Annotated in this window: 15 protein-coding genes; 11 read left to right on the top strand and 4 right to left on the bottom strand. The window is 67.9% G+C overall.

Annotation, left to right across the window (positions count from 1 at the left end; translation table 11 throughout):
* The first annotated feature begins 49 nt into the window (after window positions 1-49).
* The 3 genes from AC6I9V_RS04850 (at window position 50) to AC6I9V_RS04840 (ending at window position 3,894) form a co-directional block, all read left to right on the top strand.
* A complete protein-coding gene (locus AC6I9V_RS04850) occupies window positions 50-304 on the top strand; it encodes a hypothetical protein (protein ID WP_497898540.1) in 255 nt (84 codons plus the stop codon).
* 127 nt (window positions 305-431) lie between these two features.
* Complete coding sequence (locus AC6I9V_RS04845) at window positions 432-2,663, top strand: McrB family protein (RefSeq protein ID WP_497898539.1); 2,232 nt, start codon at window positions 432-434, stop codon at window positions 2,661-2,663.
* Window positions 2,650-3,894, top strand: coding sequence for a 5-methylcytosine restriction system specificity protein McrC (locus AC6I9V_RS04840; RefSeq protein ID WP_497898538.1), 1,245 nt, complete (start codon window positions 2,650-2,652; stop codon window positions 3,892-3,894). The genes AC6I9V_RS04845 and AC6I9V_RS04840 overlap by 14 nt, the downstream gene beginning before the upstream one ends.
* Before the next feature lie 20 nt (window positions 3,895-3,914).
* Here AC6I9V_RS04840 and AC6I9V_RS04835 read toward each other — a convergent pair whose 3' ends face one another.
* The 3 genes from AC6I9V_RS04835 to AC6I9V_RS04825 all read right to left on the bottom strand — a co-directional run bounded on the left by AC6I9V_RS04835 (window position 3,915) and on the right by AC6I9V_RS04825 (window position 5,351).
* Window positions 3,915-4,079 (bottom strand): hypothetical protein, encoded by a 165-nt coding sequence (locus AC6I9V_RS04835; RefSeq protein ID WP_349413097.1) that lies wholly within the window; start codon window positions 4,077-4,079, stop codon window positions 3,915-3,917.
* A 268-nt stretch (window positions 4,080-4,347) separates the two neighbouring features.
* Window positions 4,348-4,815, bottom strand: a complete 468-nt coding sequence (locus AC6I9V_RS04830; RefSeq protein ID WP_497898537.1) for a very short patch repair endonuclease — start codon at window positions 4,813-4,815, stop codon at window positions 4,348-4,350.
* 101 nt (window positions 4,816-4,916) lie between these two features.
* Window positions 4,917-5,351, bottom strand: a complete 435-nt coding sequence (locus tag AC6I9V_RS04825) for a pyridoxamine 5'-phosphate oxidase family protein (RefSeq protein WP_349413099.1) — start codon at window positions 5,349-5,351, stop codon at window positions 4,917-4,919.
* Between the two features lie 307 nt (window positions 5,352-5,658).
* Here AC6I9V_RS04825 and AC6I9V_RS04820 point away from each other — a divergent pair, with 307 nt between their 5' ends.
* From AC6I9V_RS04820 to AC6I9V_RS04810, 3 genes are all read left to right on the top strand, one after another.
* The gene (locus AC6I9V_RS04820) at window positions 5,659-6,321 is read left to right on the top strand and encodes a DUF6318 family protein (RefSeq protein WP_349413100.1); all 663 of its coding nucleotides are present in this window, start codon (window positions 5,659-5,661) and stop codon (window positions 6,319-6,321) included.
* 82 nt (window positions 6,322-6,403) lie between these two features.
* A complete protein-coding gene (locus tag AC6I9V_RS04815) occupies window positions 6,404-7,261 on the top strand; it encodes a PKD domain-containing protein (RefSeq protein ID WP_349413101.1) in 858 nt (285 codons plus the stop codon).
* A gap of 90 nt (window positions 7,262-7,351) precedes the next feature.
* On the top strand, window positions 7,352-8,422 hold the full coding sequence (locus tag AC6I9V_RS04810) for an alkene reductase (protein ID WP_349413102.1): 1,071 nt from the start codon (window positions 7,352-7,354) through the stop codon (window positions 8,420-8,422).
* Between the two features lie 287 nt (window positions 8,423-8,709).
* Here AC6I9V_RS04810 and AC6I9V_RS04805 read toward each other — a convergent pair whose 3' ends face one another.
* A complete protein-coding gene (locus tag AC6I9V_RS04805) occupies window positions 8,710-12,330 on the bottom strand; it encodes a TM0106 family RecB-like putative nuclease (RefSeq protein WP_497898536.1) in 3,621 nt (1,206 codons plus the stop codon).
* A gap of 121 nt (window positions 12,331-12,451) precedes the next feature.
* On the opposite strand from AC6I9V_RS04805, the gene AC6I9V_RS04800 reads away from it, so the two are divergent.
* From AC6I9V_RS04800 to AC6I9V_RS04780, 5 genes are all read left to right on the top strand, one after another.
* Window positions 12,452-13,075, top strand: coding sequence for an SOUL family heme-binding protein (locus AC6I9V_RS04800; protein WP_349413104.1), 624 nt, complete (start codon window positions 12,452-12,454; stop codon window positions 13,073-13,075).
* Between the two features lie 14 nt (window positions 13,076-13,089).
* Window positions 13,090-15,429 (top strand): Tex family protein, encoded by a 2,340-nt coding sequence (locus AC6I9V_RS04795; RefSeq protein ID WP_349413105.1) that lies wholly within the window; start codon window positions 13,090-13,092, stop codon window positions 15,427-15,429.
* A 159-nt stretch (window positions 15,430-15,588) separates the two neighbouring features.
* Window positions 15,589-16,983, top strand: a complete 1,395-nt coding sequence (locus AC6I9V_RS04790) for an OFA family MFS transporter (protein WP_349413106.1) — start codon at window positions 15,589-15,591, stop codon at window positions 16,981-16,983.
* A gap of 1 nt (window position 16,984) precedes the next feature.
* Window positions 16,985-17,128 carry an MFS transporter small subunit gene (locus tag AC6I9V_RS04785; RefSeq protein ID WP_349413107.1) on the top strand — a complete coding sequence of 48 codons (144 nt, stop codon included), beginning with the start codon at window positions 16,985-16,987 and terminating at the stop codon, window positions 17,126-17,128.
* Between the two features lie 3 nt (window positions 17,129-17,131).
* The gene (locus AC6I9V_RS04780; protein WP_349413108.1) at window positions 17,132-18,943 is read left to right on the top strand and encodes a gamma-glutamyltransferase family protein; all 1,812 of its coding nucleotides are present in this window, start codon (window positions 17,132-17,134) and stop codon (window positions 18,941-18,943) included.
* Window positions 18,944-18,948: the final 5 nt, after the last annotated feature.

The raw sequence follows: 18,948 nt of genomic DNA, 5'->3' as shown, positions 1-18,948 counted from the left end.
GGATGCCTGAACCCGGTTGTCTGGACACTCGAAGCAAGGAGCAGGGCTCATGGCCAAGCGAAGCAAGACGAGGGCACGGAAGAAAACCTGGAAAGAACTCTCGCCGATGGCGAAGTTCGGCACCATCACGGCGGCCGTGGTCCAGCTCTCCCTCCTGGTCGCCGCCCAGCGCGACATCTCGCGGCGCCCGGCGGAGGAAATCCGCGGCAGCAAGGCCCTGTGGCGGGCCGCCACACTCATCAACTTCGTCGGCCCGGGCACCTACTTCACCTACGGCGTCAAGCGCCGCCCGGCCGCGAAGTAAGTCCCAGCCGGCCGCGTCGCCGGGGCGCTCCGGGCCCGGCGCCGACGGTAGGCCGCGGAAGCTACTGCCAGGTAACTCATGCCCGCCCGTTATGCCTTCGTTCAGTTTTAGGCTGTAAATTGATTGCATGACCCCATCGCCAAAGACCGCCATGCACCGCGCCCTCGGCATCTCAAAAGAGATCGAGGACGCGGCCTGGTTCGTCCTGGGCCCGGGCCTGCACGGCCAGCCGTCGGCCCTGGACGGGCGCACCATGACGTGGACCGCGGATGCTGCCGTCGAGCTGCTCGAACGCCTGGAAGCCGGCGCCGCTGACCCTAAGGCACCCATGATGACCAACCTCCGGCAGAACCTTGAGGGGGCGTCGCGCGGAGCCAAGCAGTTGGCCGTGGAACTGCTGTTCCTGCAGTCGTTGCCGCTGGCCCATGAGGTGAAGTCGCTCAAGGTCAAGCGCGCCCGGGTCGCCGAATCCGCGTCCTGGCTGGAGCCGCCGCTGGAACTCCCGGAGGAGCTCTACGCCGGGATGACGGACCACGGCGTGATCCGGGACCGCACCGCGGAATTTAATTGGACCATTTGGGACCACCTGAAATGGCTCTGCCGCTTCGTCGCCCACGTCGACAACCAGCCCACCGCCGCAGTGCAGGCAGCCCTCACGGACCCGCTGGCGTTCCACAACCTGACCGCCGGCACCCCCGAGGACCAGCCGGCCATCCGCCGGAGCATCGAGTTCCTGGTCTGGCCCGGCTACTTCGAACCCGTCGTGGCCGACGTCGAACGCCAGGAAATCCGCGACGCCTTCGCCTCGCTGGTCGGCGGTGCCAAGGGTGACTCCGACGAGGAAGTGTCCGCCGACATCCACCGCATCCGGCTGCATCTGGACGAACAGGCCGGGCAACGGATCGACTGGTACTCCCGGCAGCTAGTCAGCCAGTGGCGGAAGGTGGGAGATCCCGGCCGCCGCGCCTGGCTGCTGCGCAGCCACCACGACAATGCCGAGCTGCTCGCCGCGTGGCAGGACGAGGAAGCCGTGACGCTCGACGTCGAGCACCTCCGCCTGCTGGACCCGGGCGTGACCGCGGGCGTGGTGCAGCACGCCGTGGACGAGGACTACAAGCACCTGAGCTATGTGGAGCGCGAGGACACCAAGACCGCCATCTTCGCGTTTCTGACCGTGATGAAACCGGGCGACCTCACGCTCTACCAGCACTCCGGCGCCGTCCGCGTGGGCGTGGTGCTGGGCGAACCTGAGCACCACGAGGACAACCGCCGGCTGCGCCGCAAGGTCCGCTGGTTCGACGAGGTCCACTCGACGGCCGACCTGCCCCGACATGTGCAGCGCCAGCTGGCCAGCTCCGGGCTGATCGTGGACGTTACCAGGGTGATCCAGGCGCTCGACACGCTGCTCCCGGCCGAAGCCGAATCGGAACCGGAGGACGGTGCCGAGCCGGACGCCGTCGTCGAACCACCCTGTGAGGGTTTCCGGCCGCTGACGGCCGAGTTCGCGGCGTCCCTGCACATGGACCTCGAGCCCCTGCAGGAAATCGCCGAGCTGCTCGAGGAAAACCGCCAGCTGGTCCTGTACGGTCCTCCCGGCACCGGAAAGACCTACCTGGCCAAGCACCTCGCGGCCGAGCTGGCCGGCGACACCGGCGACGAACGGGTCAAACTCGTCCAGTTCCACCCCTCCTACGCCTACGAGGACTTCTTCGAGGGCTACCGCCCGGACAAGACCGACGAGGGCCAGGTGTCCTTCAAACTGGTCGCCGGACCGCTGCGCCGGCTGGCCGAGGAGGCTGCGAAGCCCGGCAACGAGAGCAAACCGTACTTCCTGATCATCGACGAGATGAACCGCGCCAACCTGGCCAAGGTCTTCGGCGAACTGTACTTCCTGCTCGAATACCGCGACGACCGCATCTACCTGCAGTACAGCCCCACCGAGCCGTTCTCGCTGCCGGACAACCTGTACATCATCGGCACCATGAACACCGCCGACCGTTCCATCGCGATGATGGATGCCGCCATCCGCCGCCGGTTCTCCTTCATCGAGCTGCACCCCAAGACCGAGCCGGTGAAGGGAACGCTGCTGCGCTTCCTGCAGGCCCGCGAGCTGGACACCACGCCGGCGCTGCTGCTCGATGAGCTGAACAACGCCATCGACGAGTGGGACCGCGACCTGATGATCGGGCCGTCCTACTTCATGAAGAAGGCCGCCCAGACCCCCACCGGGCTGCGCCGGATCTGGAAGTACGAGCTGATGCCGCTGCTCGAGGAGCACTACCACGGCCAGCTGAACCGGGCGCAGCTGGAGGAGCGGTTCGGCCTGGAGCAGCTGTTGGCCCGCCTTGCGCGCGTCTAGTCCCGCCCTGGCCGGCGCCGTCCGCCACATTGTCCTGGACGAGCTGTCCGGGGGAGTGGTGGAGCGGATCGACGCCGGCAGCGCCGCGTACATCAACGGCAGCGGCCTGGCCAAGGCCTCGCCGCTGGGCATGGGCCTGTTCCGGATCGAACCGGTGGGCAAGGTCGGGTCCGTGCGGACCCCCTCCGTGCAGCTGGAGGTCCGGCCCAAGGAACGGCTGGGGCTCGGGCGCCTGCTCTTCCTGCTCGGCTACACGGAGAACCAGGGTTTCCGGGATGACGCCGTGGCCGCCGTCGAAGACACTGACCTCTGGAGCGCCCTGGCCGAGTCACTGGCCCAGCTCGCGGACCGGGCGCTGAGCCGCGGCGTGCTCCAGGGGTACCTGAACGTCGACGAGTCGCTCCGCACCGTCAAGGGCCGGATCCGGATCTCGGACCAGATCTCGCGCCGGCCCGGGATGCTGGTGCCGCTGGAGGTCTCCTATGACGAATTCACCGAGGACATCCCGGAAAACCGCATCCTGCGTGCAGCCCTGGAGCGGATGTCGCAGGTGCCCGGTGTGCGGGCCGATGTGCTCAGCCGGTTGCGGCGGTTGAAGGGCAAGCTCGACGCCGTGACGCGCCTGCAGTCCGGCGCCCCGCTGCCGCCGTGGCGGGCCAGCCGGATGAACACCCGCTACCACGCGGCCCTGCGGCTCGCCGAGGTGATCCTGCGCAACGCCTCGGCCGAGGCCGGGGACGGCAAGCAGCACTCGGCGTCGTTTGTGGTGGACATGTCCAAAGTTTTCGAGGACTTTGTCGGCACCGCGCTGCGGGAGGCCATGGCGGCGCACCCGGGGGAGATGCGGCTGCGCTACAACTCGATGCTCAACGAGGCGGTGCGGGATTCCGACCGGATCATGGTGCAACCGGGCGCGGTGCATCTGCTCGGGGGCCGGCCCGTGATGGTGTACGACGCGAAGTACAAGGCGGCGTCCGACGTCGGCGCCTCCCTGTCCGCTGACCACTACCGGATGCTGGCGTACTGCACCTCGCTGCGGGTGCCGACGGCATGGCTGGTCTACGCGGGCGCGGGCGAGATCAAACTTCGGCGGATCCTCAACACGGACATCGACGTGGTGGAATTCCCGCTGGACCTGTCCTTGCCTCCGGCGGAAATCCTGGCCTCCGTGGCGGACCTGGCACAACAGTCGTGGGGCGAAGTGGTGCGGCAGGCTGCGATCAGCCGCTGAGTGCCGGTTCCCGGGGGAGCCTAGGCGGTGTCGTCCTGCACGGTTGTGGAGATGGAGAGCAGGTGGTTCAGCAGCGCCTTCTCGGGCTGGCCGGGATTGTTGGCTACGTGCCAGCGGAGCTGTTCACGGACGAGGGCCTCTTCGGGTTTGGTTTCCGAGAGGATTGCGTCGATGATGGCGGACACTTGCCTGCGCAGAGGCTCCAGATCTTCTGATGTCTCGGGGCTCCGCTCAGCGTGCCGTGTGCGGGTCTCGGTGGACAACAACAAATGTGGCATCTTGCTTCTCCTGCGGAGTTCGTAGTACCCCCACGTACTGACCAATAGAGTCCTAGTCCCCGAGTTTCGAGTTTAGCCCAGGCGGCCCAGTCTGTCTCGGGTAGGCGGCGAGGCAATTACGATGACTAGTCGAAGGCTGCCTCGCCGGTGCTGCTGAGATTACCGGGATCCGCGATTACATTTCGGATGTCGCGTACGAATTATTTCCGCGTCGCGGGGCACGTGCGCCTAGGAAGGTGTCCAGCTGCTGCTCGAGGGCGGAAAGGTCCTTCAGCTCGCATTCCCAGACCGTGAGCACCTCCCAGCCCGAGCTCTCGAGCAGGCGCCGCTGTTCGGCGTCGCGGTTCCGGGTGCGGGTCCGCTTGGTCTCCCAGAACTCGGCGTTGGATTTTGGCGCGTGCTGCCCGACCCGGCAGCCGTGGAAATGCCAGAAGCAGCCATTGACGAAGATGACCTTGTGGCGACCGGCAAAGACCAGATCGGGGTTGCCGGGAAGCCTGCCGCCGCGGGCCGTGCCGTGGAGCCGGTAGCGGTAGCCCTTGGCGTGGAGCATCCGGCGGACCAGCAGCTCCGGTTTGGTGTTCTTGCCGCGGATGCGGGACATGTTCCAGCTGCGCCGCTCCGGGGTCAGACTGTCCGCCATGGTTTAAGTCTAGGCCGCGGCTAGCTGGCGGCGGTTGGAGGGGGTCTTGGCGGCGGGGTCGTTGGGGGTGCCGGGCAGCAGGGTCTTGGCGGCGCCCTGGCCTAGATCTCCCGCTCGGGGTGTTCCCCGAACTGGAAGTGGCGGCCGCTGACCGACGTCGGCTCAATCTCGACGTAGAAGTCTTTCAGCGTCGGCACCCACGGTTTGAGCCCCAGCGCCTCCGCGGCCGCAATCTCGGACGACTGCTCGAGGGCTCGAGCCGTGCCGCGGACCACCACCGACCATGCCTCCTCGGAGAGAATGCCGTCCGTTTCGAACAGCACCTTGGAATTGATGGTCAATTCGGCGAGTTTGTTGCCGGGCGCGGTGCGCAGATAGACCTTCCGGTCACTAACCGCGTAATTCACCGGAAAAATGTCCGGTTCCCCAGCCACGGTGACGACGAGTCTGCCGTGTTTGGTCCCTTCGATGAGTTTCCAGATTTGGTCCTCGGTCAGGGTCAGGATCGGGCTGCCTTCTGCGTGTTCGAACATCATGGGCTCATTGTTCTATCCGGCGTAGAAAAATGCCAGAGGCGTAAGGAACTGAAAGCCTCGCTGCGGGCCCCGGTCTTCGGCGCTAGGAACTTGGGTACGGCCAAGCTTCCCCAGCATCCTGCAGCGACCCGGGACATGGCGCCAACTAGGAGGAGCATAAGCCGCGCCGAGGGACCCGGCCAGCCGGACTCGCGCCGTTCGAAAAACGGGCTGTGGATAACTCTTACGGCCCGACGGCGTTCTCAGTTACCCTTAGGCATTGTTTGGATTCAGGGCGTCTTGATTTCTATCGGGGGATTAGCTGAACATGACATCTCGCATTCCAATCTCCAGCCGCAGGCACATAGCCGCAGCCGCACTGCTTATCGCCGCCGTTCTGTCGGCAACGGCCTGCACCGGCGGCCAACCTCCGCCCGGCGTTACGGTCAGTAGCGGTCCGGCTTCCTCTTCGGGTTCCGCAACCCCGACGCCGACCCCGACGCCGACACCGACCGCCAGCTACAAGCCGGCGGATGCCTCGGGCCGGGCACAAAACGTCCCGGTCCCCGTGCTCCCAGAGGCGGCGAAAGCGGAGACGAAGGAAGGGCTGGAGGCCTTCGCGCGGTACTGGTTTGAGCTCCTCAGCTACGGTTATGAGACTGGCGACACGTCCCGGCTCGTCGCCATAACGAGCACCGAATGCCGGTCCTGCGAGAAAGCGAAGACCGTCATCACTGGGTGGCACGCCGATGGGCGCTGGTTGGTAGGAGGTCGGACTCAGACTCCATCTGTCAGCACGACGTTTCGGGCCGACACGCAAGGAAACTACCAGGTTGCAATTCAGGTGTCCCAATCGGCGATTTCCTATTTCAATCCTGATGGCACTATGTATCGTTCCACTCCCAAACCAGATGACACCGGCAATTTAATGCTGGCCCAATACAAGGGCGGATCGTGGTACGTAAACAACATCCAACCGATCGTTGGCTAGCGTAATGCGAACGTATTGGAGGGCTGTCGTTCTCTGGGCCGTGTGGACTCTCGCAAGTTCGATGGGGAGCCTCATCGCGCCCGTGGACGGGCAGACACCGCCGATAACTGGTGATTGGGGCGAAGATACGGTCGACATCGGGGGCTGGATAATCGATCCAATTAAGGGTGGCTTCGTTTGGAGCCCCGCGGGTTCAGTTTTCAATGACCCGAATCAATACAAGTACGAGCTCCAGTGCCACCTTGGCGGCGGTGACTTTGACACCGAGTGTCTGGCGGTAATCGTGGATTGCAAGAACGGACCCGACGGTACTGAGGGGATTCCCGTCGTCTGGCTCAAGGCTCCCGCGGGGGTGCCGAATCCGGTCTGGACCTTTCATTCCGGCCCAACGTGCCTGTTTGATGCGCGGCCTGAAGAGTTGCTGCCGCGCATCGCAGCCCTAATTCAAACGGAGTTCCAAAAACTTCCAATCGCCGCCGGCAAAGCAACCGCGCAACCCAGCCCGCATACTCTTCGCGGTGCGGAAACAAACTTCTTCGCAGAAGCGGATCCGCAGCAGTTCGACATCAAGATCCTCGCTCAGGATGTCCATGTAGATGCCAAACCCGTCCAGTACTCCTGGAACTACGGTGACGGCACCTCGCTGGGGCCCACGACAACGTCGGGCGGCTCGTTGCCCCAGGACCGATGGGGCGAGAAGACGGCCACCAGCCACGTCTACACGCAAACCGGCGACTTCTCCGTGGTGCTGACCACCCATTTCCAGGGAACGTACTCCGTGAACGGCGGCCCGCCGCTGCCTATCCCCGGCCAAGGGCAGTTCAGCTCCGCACCCCAAACCGTCAGCGTGTGGCGGTCCATCACCCGCAATTATGCGGACGACTGCCTCAAGAATCCGCAAGGCCAGGGGTGCCCGGGAGCGTCGCAGCCCTCGCGCTGATCGGGGCGTGATCCGAGTCTCAGCCGGAATAGTTGCAGGCGCCGCGGAGTTTCCGCCAGTGGACAAAATCCACTGTGAAAGGAACTGCGCATGCTGTTTTCCCCCCTGACCATCGGACAACTGGAAGCCCCGAACCGACTCGTGATGGCGCCGCTGACCCGCCTCCGCTCCGGCCGGGAAGGCATCCCGGGACCGCTGGTGGTGGAGCATTACCGGCAGCGCGCCTCGCTCGGCCTGATTGTCAGCGAAGGTACCTTTCCGAGCCCCGCCGGACGCGGTTTCCCGGGCCAGCCTGGCCTCGTCACCGAGGAACAGCTCAAGGGCTGGGCTGACGTTACCGCCGCAGTGCACGCCGAGGGCGGCCGGATCTTCGCCCAGGTCATGCACGCCGGCCGCGTTACACATGAGGACACCACCGGTGGCCACGAGGTTGTCGCCCCGAGCGCCATCGCCATCGACGGCGTCACCCGCACCTACGAGGGCAAGCAGGCGTTCCCCGTTCCGCGGGCCCTGACGTTCGACGAGCTGCCCGGCATCCGTGAGGAGTTCGTCCGGGCCTCGCGCAACGCGATCGAGGCCGGGTTCGACGGCGTCGAACTTCACTCCGCGAACGGTTACCTGCTGCACGAATTCCTGACGCCGGCTGCGAACCAGCGTGACGACAACTACGGCGGCTCAGCTGAAAACCGGGCGCGTTTTGTGATCGAGACTGTCCAGGCCGTGGTCGATGCCATTGGCGCGGACCGGGTTGGCATTCGCATCTCACCCGAGCACAATGTCCAGGGCGCCCTAGAGTTGGACGCCGCCGATGTCCGCGAAACGTACGGCTACCTGGTGGACGCCCTGGCGCCGCTGAAGCTTGCCTACCTCAGCGTCCTTCACAAGGAGCCCACCAGCGAGCTGGTCCAGGACCTGCGCACGCGCTTTGCCGGCACCTTCCTCCTGAACACCGGCTTCGGCGTCATCACCACTGCGGAAGAAGCCAAGTCCTTGGTCTCGGACGGGCACACTGACGGTGTGGTCGTCGGGCGTCCCGCCATCGCCAACCCGGATCTGGTGCGACGCTGGCGCGAAGGCCTCCCCGTCAACGAGCCGGATGCGGCGACCTTCTACACCGACGGCGCCGAGGGCTACACCGACTACCCGGCCTACCAGAACTAGCAGCGCCGCCCCGGCTCAATCTCGGGCGGGACATGCCCATTGCATGCCGCGAACAGTGGACATAATCCTATTCTGTGCACTGTTCGCAATTAAGAATGGGCATGTCCCGCCGACCGGCTCGAAACCGAAGTGCATGTCCAATGGCGCACCCAGAAGATGGGCATGTCCAGCGGTGGCGGCCAAGAATGGGCATGTCCCGCTGAGCGGCTCGAAAGCGAAGCGCATGTCCAATGGCGTGCTTAGAAGATGGGCATGTCCAGTGCTGGCGGCCAAGAATGGGCATGTCCCTAGGGTGACGCCGGCGCGGACCTTTGGCAGAGGCCGATGAAGCCGCCGAGCTGCTCCAGGCCCTCCGGGTGAAGCGGTAGGTAGTTCGTCAGCTCCGGGGCCCTAACGACGACGGCGCGCCACTGCCCGCGCGAGACCGCCACATTGATCCGGTTGCGGGAGAGCAGGAACTCCATGCCCCGCGGCGCCTCGGCCACGGCGGAGCAGGCCATCGAGACGATCACCACCGCCGCTTCCTGCCCCTGGAACTTGTCCACGGTGCCCACCCGCACCCCGGACAGACCGGCCCGGTCCAGCGCCTCGCGAATGAGGTTCACCTGGGCGTTGTAGGCAGCCACCACCAGGACGTCGGCGGCCTCGAGCGGCCGCGAGCCGTCCGGGGTGTGCCAGGCCAGCCCCAGGTGAAGCCGCACCTGCCGGACTACCTCGGCGGCCTCCTCCGGGGACGACGTCGTATTGCCACTGTGCGGCACCATCACCGTCTCGATCCCGGCGGGAACTCCGTCGAGGCGCCGCAGGTCCGCGGACGGCGCGGAGTGCAGACGGCCCTCGTAGGACAGCTCGGAGACGGCCAGGCACAGCTTGGAGTTCATCCGCCACGAGTCGGCCAGGAAGTAGCCCAGCTCCGGCGGGAGCGTGGCGTGCCCTGCCGAGATCCAGCCGAGGGCCGATTCGTCCACCGGCTCCGGGTGCCTGCCCTGGCTCACCTGCGGCAACTGCTGCGGGTCGCCGAGCAGGAGCAGGCGGCTGCTCGCCTGGGCCACCGCGAGCGTGTTGGCCAGGGAGAACTGGCCGGCCTCGTCGATCACCAGCAGATCCAGCGAGCCGGCCGGGACGCCGGCGCCGGTCATGGTCCAGGCCGTGCCGCCGATCAGGGCACCGCCGCCGGAGCCCAGCAGCGCCGCCACATCACCGGCGGAACGCGACGCCCACGGCAAGGGATTGCTGTGCTTGACGTCCTTGGCTACAAGCTCCGGATCAACGCCGGCCGTGGAGACAGCGGTGGTCAGCAGGTTCTCCACCACTGCGTGGGACTGGCCGACGACGCCGACCTTCCAGCCGCGGGCCACCAGCCGGGCGATGACGTGGGAGCCCACATGGGTCTTGCCGGTTCCGGGGGGACCCTGCACGGCGAGGTAGGAGTGATCGAGGTCCAGCACCGCCGCCGTGATGGCGTCGATGAAGGGGTCCGCTCCGTCGCCCGGCTGCGGCAGGGATGCTCCGGAGGCCAGCCGGGGCGGCAGCCGCCGGACCAGGTCAAGGGCCGGGTGGCGGGGGAGGGCCCCGGAGCCCAGTCCGACGGCCACCGTAGCAGCCAGGGACTCCAGCGCCTGCTCCAGGCTTTTAGTGGCGAGCGGCTGGTTCTCGGTCAGCGCGATGGGCAGCTCATTGTGGGCCGGGATGTTCCGGTGCAGGCGGTCCCGGATGATGACGGTGTCCTGGCCGTCCTCGTCGCCCAGTTCCAGGACCTCCGTGCCGAACCATCCGTTCCGGCCGGCCCCGTGCTTGCCGGTGCCTTCCAGCCCGGCGGGAAGCGGATGGTCGTACATGCGGAACCAGGTGCTGCCCTCCCGCAGGTCCGAGCCCGGGGTCACCGTGCCGGTCAGCTTGACCCGACGCTCCGGGAGCTTCCTGCCTTCCTGCTGCCAGTCGTCGAGGACCTCAGCGGATTCGACCAGGAAAACGTTGCGGTCCCGCTGATGTGCGTCCGGGCCCTGCTCGCACCGGTCGAAGTGAGCCCACCAGAACGACTTGCGCTCCCGGCGGTGGTAGCTCACGGCCGCGGCCAGCATCGCGACGGCTTTGCGGTCCGTCTCGGGCAGGCCGCTTCCGGGCTCGGCAAAAGCCAGCAGGGCTTGCTCCGCCGGGCCTGCTGCGGTCGCCGCGTCCGTGGAGGCGCCGTCGTCGTCCACGTCCGCCGTGTCGGCGCTCGCCGAATCCAGCGGCCCAAAGCCGCCGCGCGGCGTGATCCCGCGTTCCCCGGCCCGTCGCAGCAGCCAGTTCCGCAGCTCCAGGGTTGAGAGGCAGTCGTATTCGTTGTAATCGGAGATGCCCGCGAGGATCCCGGCGGCCTCCTCGACCCGGCCGGCGTCACGCGCGTCGCAGTAGTGGGCGTAGGCCACGACGGAGGCGCCGGCGTCCTTAACGTCGCCGGACCGGAGGTTGGCCCCCATGTAGAGCGGCTCGAGCTTTTTGATGCTGTACGAGTTCTCCGAGATTCGGATGCTGTTGCGGACCGTCTGGTAGAGGTCCACCAGCAGCCCCTCGCGGAGCCACTCGTCCACGATGTCTTCGCCCGCGACGTGCTGCACCGAGAGCTTGCGAAGCGCCGTCTTCTCATAGGCGGCGTAGTGGTAGACGTGCATGTCCGGGTAGTCCCGCCGGCGTTTCTCCACGTAGTCCAGGAACTCCAGGAAGGCCTGTTTCTCAGCCGCCCGGCTGTGCGCCCAGAACGGCCGGAACATCCCCGGAGCGCCTGGCCCGGTGGGCGCCTCGATCACGCCGAACAGGTACTCCAGCCCCCACACCCCCGTGTCGCTCTCCTGCCACAGCGGATCGCCCTCGAAATCGAAGAAGATATCGCCGGGACTCGGCGGCGGCAGTTCGGCCAGGGTGTTCCGCGCCATGACCGCGTAGCGCAGGGTGTGCTCCTCGCCATCCTTGACGTACCGCACCTCGCCGTCGGCCGGGCCGGCGCCGCTCTGGATCCGGGCCTGTTCCTGCAGCCGCTCAAGCACGGGGGTGGGCTTGACGAGCGTGGCGTGCGCGAGTTCCGTGACCGTGTGGATGCCGAGCCCATGCAGGTTCTTGCGCTGCACCGAGTTCATCCGGGCGACGAGGAGCAGGTCGTCGGTGGCTTTGACCTGCTCCTGGCAGTAGTCGCAGCGGCCGCAGGCGGTGACGCCATCCGCGCCCCACCGGACGGTGGCGGCCCCGGCGATGTGCGCGGCGGTCAGGGCCAGGAAGCGCTCGCGCCGCTCCCGGAACACCGGCAGGATCTCGGCGAGTTTGTGGTGGCTCCGGACGTAGTCGAAGCCGCCGCTGGCCAGCTGCACGGTGGCGCCCAGCACAAGCGTCACCGCAGGATCCACCGGGATGCCGGCCTTCAGGAGCTGGTCGCCGTACGCGGCGAGCTGGAGCAGGGCGGTCACCTTGGCGTGGCGGGCGAGCTTGGTGTCGAACACGGCGTAGCCGTCGTCGGGCTGGCGCACCAGGAAGTCGGAGCGGCCGTGGAACTGCCCGTCGAAGAAGGCGGCCTGGAACACGACGTCGGCGCCCGCGCGCAGCGCCTCGATCGATTCGTGGTGCTTGGCCAGCAGGGTGGCGCGGTCCATGGATTTGGCGGGAACGACGTCGTACACACCGCGCCCGCGGGCCGGATCCCAGGTCCCGAATTCTTCGATGAAGCCGGCCAGGACCTTGCGCTCGTGCACCTCGCCCAGGTCCGCCGCGTGCTTGAGCATCTCGTCGGTACCGAAGTCGGCCTTGGGGGCGCGGCCGAGCTTCTCATCGAGCTTCCTCAGCAGCTGGTACTCGCAGTCCACCGCCACCACGAGGTCGCTCGCGGAGTAGACCAAATCCGGTGCCGCGCCGGGTACTTCCGGTTCAAGGAAAAACACTGTGCCCCGCTTTGATTGATGGATCCGCCGCTGATCGATGTCTCTGCTGTCAAGCTACCAAAGCCCTCTGACACCCAGACTCTGGCCGCCGGCGCGGGAGCGGCGTAGGGTCGACAAAACCATGACCGAACAGCAACCGTTTGAACTGCTCCAGCGCTACCCGCACTTCGAGTTGCGCCGCTATCCCGCGCACGTCGTCGCCGAAATACGCGTCACCGCGAGCTTTGACCGTGCCGGCAACGCCGCTTTCCGCCACCTGTTCAACTACATCAGCGGCAAGAACACCGCCTCGCAGAAGCTGGCGATGACGGCCCCGGTCATCCAGGGAACCGGATCGCAGGGGACACCGCAGAAGGTGGCCATGACCGCCCCGGTGCTTCAAAGCGGCCCGCTGCCGGGCAAGGACGAACCAGCCGACTTTGTGGTCGCCTTTGTCCTGCCCGCGGGCCTGACCGCCCAGACAGCGCCGGTCCCGGCCAACCCCGACGTCAAGATCCGGGCGGTACCCGGCTCCCTCGCCGCGGCCGTACGCTTCTCGGGCAGCGGCTCGGAGGCGGCCTTCGAACGGCACACCGACGGCCTGCAGGCGGCGCTTGCCCTCGCCGGGCTGACGGCCGTGGGCCCGCCACGCTTCGCCCGGTTCGACCCGCCGTTCAAGCCGTGGTTCCTGCGCCACAACGAGGTGGTCCAGGACGTGCAGGAACCCGCGACCGCCACGGGGACGCCGGGCGCCGGAGTCGGGTAAGGCAAAATGGCTGGGTGAGCCAACTCCCGCAGCACCCTGCCAAGACCACCCCGATTGAGACCCAGATCGCCGCCGAGCTCGGCGTACAGCCCTGGCAGGTGAAGGCCGCCGTGGAGCTGCTCGACGCCGGGTCCACCGTGCCGTTCATCGCCCGCTACCGGAAGGAAGCCACCGGCACCCTGGACGACACCCAGCTCCGCGGGCTCGAGGAGCGGCTGCGCTACCTGCGCGAGCTGGAGGACCGCCGCCGGACCGTCCTCGAAGCGATCGCCGCCCAAGGTGCGCTGACGCCCGAACTGCAGGCCGCCGTCGTCGGCGCCGACACGAAGTCCCGGCTGGAGGACATCTACCTGCCATTCAAGTCCAAGCGGCGCACCAAGGCCCAGATCGCCCGGGAGGCCGGCCTGGAGCCGCTCGCCGACGCCCTGCTCCAGCGCCCCGAGCTGGACCCGGAACGCGAAGCCGCCAAATACGTGAACGCCGAGCACTCCATCGGAGACGCCGCCGCCGCGCTGGCCGGGGCACGGTCCATCCTGGTCGAGCGCGTCGCCCAGGACGCCGACCTTGCCGCCACACTGCGGGAGCGGCTCTGGACCCAGGGCCGGATGGTCTCGCGCGTCAAGAAGGGCCAGGAAACCGAGGGGCAGAAGTTCAAGGACTACTTCGAGTTCTCCCAGGCGCCGTCCGGGATGCCCTCGCACCGGGTCCTCGCGCTGCTGCGCGGCGAAAAGGACGGCGTGCTGGAGCTGGATCTGTCCGAAGCGGAACCGGACGACGACGCCGCCCTGGCCGCCGCGCGCGGCCGGTACGAGGCCGCCGTGGCCAGATTCCTCGGGGTCGCCGACCGCGGCCGGCCCGCCGACGCGTGGCTGCTGCAGACGGCGCAGCAGGCGTGGCGCTCCCGGGTACTCAGCCGGCTCAGCGGCGACCTGCGCAGCCGGATGTTCGCCGCGGCCGAGGACGAAGCCGTGCGGGTGTTCGCCGCCAACCTCCGTGACGTGCTGCTCGCGGCGCCCGCCGGCAACCGGGCCACCCTGGGCCTGGACCCGGGGCTGCGCACCGGCGTGAAGGTGGCGGTGGTGGACGGCACCGGCAAGGTGGTCGCGACCGACACGGTCTACCCGCACGCCCCGGCCCGGAAGTGGGACGAGGCGCTGCGCACGCTCGTGGGCCTCGCCCGCAAGCACGGCGTTGAACTCGTCGCGATCGGCAACGGCACCGCCTCGCGGGAGACGGACAAGCTCGCGGCCGAGCTGATCAAGCAGCTCGGTGCCGGAGCCGGCAGCGCGCCGCAAAAGCTTGTGGTCTCTGAGGCCGGCGCGTCGGTGTATTCCGCGTCGGCGCTCGCCGCGGCCGAACTGCCCGGCATGGACGTGTCACTGCGCGGCGCGGTGTCGATCGCCCGGCGGCTGCAGGACCCGCTCGCGGAACTGGTCAAGATCGAGTCGAAAGCGATCGGCGTCGGGCAGTACCAGCACGACGTCACGGCGGCGAAGCTGGACCGGAGCCTCGACGCCGTCGTCGAGGACTGCGTCAACGCCGTCGGGGTGGACGTCAACACCGCCTCGCCCGCGCTGCTGAGCCGGGTGGCCGGCGTCGGGCCGCTGCTGAGCGAGAACATCGTGGCCTACCGGAACGAGCACGGTCCGTTCAGCAAGCGCAGCGAGCTGAAGAAGGTGCCGCGGCTGGGCGCCAAGGCGTTCGAGCAGTGCGCCGGCTTCCTGCGGATCACCGGGGGAGCGGAGCCGCTGGACGCCTCCAGCGTGCACCCGGAGGCCTACCCGCTGGCGCGGAAAATCAAGGCCGCCGCCGGGGCGGTCCGGGACCTGTCCGCGCTCAACCCGCAGGACTTCGTGGACGGATCGTTCGGCCTGCCCACCGTGCGGGACATCATCGCCGAGCTGGAAAAACCCGGCCGGGACCCGCGTCCGGCGTTTGCTGCGGCGACATTTCTGGAGGGCATCGAGAAGATCTCCGACCTCAGACCCGGCATGGTGCTGGAGGGGACCGTCACGAACGTGGCGGCGTTCGGCGCGTTCGTCGACGTCGGCGTGCACCAGGACGGGCTGGTGCACGTGTCCGCGCTGGCCAACCGGTTCGTCGCCGACCCGCGCGAGGTGGTCAAGTCCGGCCAGGTGGTTCGGGTCAAGGTGCTGGAGGCCGATCCGGAGCGCAAGCGCATCTCGCTGACGCTGCGGCTCGACGACGAACCGGCGGGCTCTGCGGGGCGGCCGGACCAGCCCAAGCAAGCCTCGCGGCCTACCGCCGGGGGACCGGAGAAATCGCAGCCGGTTCCGGCGCGGGCCAACACCGCGATGGCCGAGGCGCTCCGGAAAGCGGGACTCGGAAAGTAACGCCACCGTTCGTCGCGGATTCCCTACCACTCGGCGCATTAACCCTACGTTTACTGATGATTTGCACCATGATTGCCGGAGGCAACTGCCCAAATTTAGGGCTTTGGCCTCTGGATCGCTGGGACATCGACGTCGCCAGACAAATCGAGGGGAGCAATTATGGGCTGGCTGGACCGGGACCGAACCATCGCACCGCCGGGATTCAACCGCTGGCTGGTGCCGCCTGCGGCACTCGCCGTCCACCTGTGCATCGGCCAGGCCTACGCGACGAGCGTCTACAAAACGGCGCTGGTCAAGCACTTTGGCGCCAGCCTCACCGAAATCGGCGTGATCTTCTCCATCGCCATCGTGATGCTGGGTCTGTCGGCGGCCATCATGGGCACCTGGGTGGACAAAAACGGCCCGCGCAAGGCGATGTTCACCTCGGCCATGTTCTGGGTCAGTGGCTTCCTGATCGGCTCGCTCGGCATCTTCACGCACCAGTTGTGGCTCGTCTACCTCGGCTACGGCTTCGTGGGCGGCATCGGCCTGGGCATCGGCTACATCTCGCCGGTGTCCACGCTGATCAAGTGGTTCCCGGACCGGCCGGGCCTTGCCACCGGTATGGCCATCATGGGCTTCGGCGGCGGCGCGCTGATCGCCAGCCCGGTCTCCACCGCGCTCCTGAAGATGTACGACCCGAACTCCGGCGCCAAGGGCTGGGTGGCCAGCGGCGACTCCGTGGGCAAGCTCTTCCTGACCCTCGCCGTCGTCTACCTTGCCTACATGCTCTTCGGCGCCTTCACCATCAAGGTCCCGGCCGAAGGCTGGAAGCCGACGGGCTTCGACCCAGCGAAGGTCAAGGCCGCCAAGCTCGTCACCACGGAGAACGTCTCAGCCAAGAACGCCGTCAAGACCAAGCAGTTCTGGCTGGTCTGGGTCGCGCTGTTCTGTAACGTCACCGCGGGCATCGGCATCCTGGAGCAGGCCGCGCCGATGATCCAGGACTTCTTCCGCCAGTCCGACGGCGCCTCCCTGGTCAGTGCCGCCGTCGCCGCGGGCTTCGTCGGGCTGCTCTCCATTGGCAACATGGCCGGGCGCTTCGCCTGGTCCGCCACCTCCGACGTGACCGGCCGCAAGCGCATCTACATGGTGTACCTCGGCGTCGGCGCCGTGCTCTACACGGTGCTGGCCCTGGCCGGGTCCACCACCACCATCCTCTACGTGGCGCTCGCGTTCCTCATCATCTCCTTCTACGGCGGCGGGTTCGCGACCGTCCCGGCCTACCTGCGGGACCTCTTTGGAACCTTCCAGGTCGGCGCCATCCACGGCCGGCTGCTGACCGCCTGGTCCGCCGCCGGCGTCGCCGGGCCGCTGATCGTCAACGCCTTCCTGGATGCCCAGGGCACCCCCGGTAAGCTGACCGCCGCGTCCTACCAGCCGGCGCTGCTGACCATGGTGGCGCTATTGGTGGTGGGCTTCGTCGCCAACCTGCTGGTCAAGCCGGTCGACGCACGATTCCACGAACCCCGCCCGGACCGCGAGCGGTCTAACGAACCCGCCATGGAGGCCTGAGATGAGCACAGCACACACCCCCGGCGCGCAGGCAGCCGTCAAAGCGTCCACCGGCCGGCTGGCCGTGGCCTGGGCCCTCGTCGGAGTTCCGCTGGCCTACGGGGTCTACGAAACCCTCACCCGCGTGGCGGCGCTGTTCGGCTGATCCATGACGTTCACCGCGCCGGAGCAGTTCACCACCCGACCCACCCTGCAGGGAACCTTCGGGATGAGTGCCTCCACGCACTGGCTCGCGACGGCGGCGGCCCAGGCGGTGCTCGAACGCGGCGGTAACGCGTTCGACGCCGCCACGGCCGGCGCCTTTGTGCTGCACGTCGTGGAGCCCCACCTCAACGGCCCCGGCGGCGACATGACCGGCGTCTTCGTGACGGCATCGGACCCCGGCAAGCCCGTGGTGCTGATGGGCCAGGGGCCGGCTCCGGCCGCGGCGACGGTGGAGCACTACCGCGCCGAAGGCCTGGAACTGGTGCCCGGCTCCGGGGCGCTGGCCGCCGCGGTGCCCGCCGCCGTCGACGCCTGGCTCCTGCTGTTGCGCGACCACGGGACCTGGGAACTGGACGCCGTGCTGGAGTTCGCGGTCGACTATGCCCGTGACGGGCACCCGATGCTGGGCCGTGTCGGCACCACGATTGCCGCGGTGGCTGAGCTGTTTCAGGAGCACTGGCCCAGCTCGGCTGAGCTCTGGATGCCCGGCGGACGGATCCCGGCCGAGGGCGAGCTCATCCGGAACCCCGCCTATGCCCGCACCCTGGAACGGCTCATCGCGGCCGGGCTGGCCGACTCGTCCCGGGAGGCCCGGATCGACGCCGCCCGGCGGGAGTGGAGTGAGGGCTTCGTCGCCCACGCGATGGTCGAGTCGGTGCAGACCCCGCACCGGCACTCCTCCGGCACCGACCACGCCGGTGTACTGGCCCTGCCCGATCTGGCCGGCTTTGCGGCCGGCTACGAGGCGGCGGCCACCGTCGAGTTCCGCGGGCACACCATCGCCAAGACCGGGCCCTGGGGGCAGGGACCGGCGCTGCTGCAGACCCTCGCCATCCTCGACGGTTTCGAGGACCGCTTCCTCGACCCGTCCACCGAGCTCGGGGCGCACACGATCCTGGAGGCGCAGAAGCTGGCGCTGGCGGACCGCGAGGCCTATTACGGGGACACGGACGTGCCGCTGGATTACTTGCTCTCCGAGGAGTACTGCGCGGGCCGCCGGGCACTGATCACCGAGCGCGCGTCCCACGAGTTCCGGCCGGGACAGGTGCCGGGGCGGGAGCCGTACTTGCCGGTGTTGCGGACCGAGTACACGCCGCCGGCGCTGGCTCAGGTGGGCTCTGTGGGCCTCGGCGTCGGGGAGCCCACCGTGGCGCCGAGCGGAGAAACCAGGGGCGATACCTGCCACATCGACGTCGTTGATCGCTGGGGAAACATGGTCTCGGCCACGCCGTCGGGCGGCTGGCTGCAGTCCTCGCCCGCGATTCCCGAACTGGGATTCTGCCTTGGGACCCGGCTGCAGATGACGTGGCTCGAGCCGGGGACACCGTCGACCCTCACCCCCGGCAAGCGGCCCCGCACTACGCTGACCCCGACGCTGGTCCTCCGTGAGGGCCGCGCCGTGACAGCGCTGGGTTCGCCCGGCGGAGACCAGCAGGACCAGTGGCAGCTGCCGTACCTGCTGCGCACGATCGTGGGCGGCTACTCACCGCAGCAAGCCATCGACGCACCCACGTTCCATACGACGTCGATGCCCGGATCATTTTGGCCGCGGACCTGGGAACCCGGAGGCGCCGTGGTCGAGGACCGGCTGGGCGGCGACGTCATCGCCGGGCTCGAGCGCCGCGGTCACGTGGTGACGGTGGCCGGCGGCTGGACGCTGGGCCGGTTGTCTGCCGTCGTCAGGGATCCGGCGACCGGGGTGCTGCAGGCAGCGGCCAACCCCCGCGGCGCCCAGGGGTACGCAGCGGGTAGGTAGCTCTG

The organism is Arthrobacter sp. SlRoot2-15, from assembly GCF_059739345.1.
This window is presented reverse-complemented; position numbering and strand designations above follow the sequence as displayed.

Bases quoted from the DNA above. Each gene is read 5' to 3' on its own strand.
- AC6I9V_RS04850 (WP_497898540.1), top strand. From the start codon at position 50: ATGGCCAAGCGAAGCAAGACGAGGGCACGGAAGAAAACCTGGAAAGAA.
- AC6I9V_RS04845 (WP_497898539.1), top strand. From the start codon at position 432: ATGACCCCATCGCCAAAGACCGCCATGCACCGCGCCCTCGGCATCTCA.
- AC6I9V_RS04830 (WP_497898537.1), bottom strand. From the start codon at position 4,815: ATGGCGGACAGTCTGACCCCGGAGCGGCGCAGCTGGAACATGTCCCGC.
- AC6I9V_RS04825 (WP_349413099.1), bottom strand. From the start codon at position 5,351: ATGATGTTCGAACACGCAGAAGGCAGCCCGATCCTGACCCTGACCGAG.
- AC6I9V_RS04820 (WP_349413100.1), top strand. From the start codon at position 5,659: ATGACATCTCGCATTCCAATCTCCAGCCGCAGGCACATAGCCGCAGCC.
- AC6I9V_RS04810 (WP_349413102.1), top strand. From the start codon at position 7,352: ATGCTGTTTTCCCCCCTGACCATCGGACAACTGGAAGCCCCGAACCGA.
- AC6I9V_RS04800 (WP_349413104.1), top strand. From the start codon at position 12,452: ATGACCGAACAGCAACCGTTTGAACTGCTCCAGCGCTACCCGCACTTC.
- AC6I9V_RS04790 (WP_349413106.1), top strand. From the start codon at position 15,589: ATGGGCTGGCTGGACCGGGACCGAACCATCGCACCGCCGGGATTCAAC.
- AC6I9V_RS04785 (WP_349413107.1), top strand. From the start codon at position 16,985: ATGAGCACAGCACACACCCCCGGCGCGCAGGCAGCCGTCAAAGCGTCC.
- AC6I9V_RS04780 (WP_349413108.1), top strand. From the start codon at position 17,132: ATGACGTTCACCGCGCCGGAGCAGTTCACCACCCGACCCACCCTGCAG.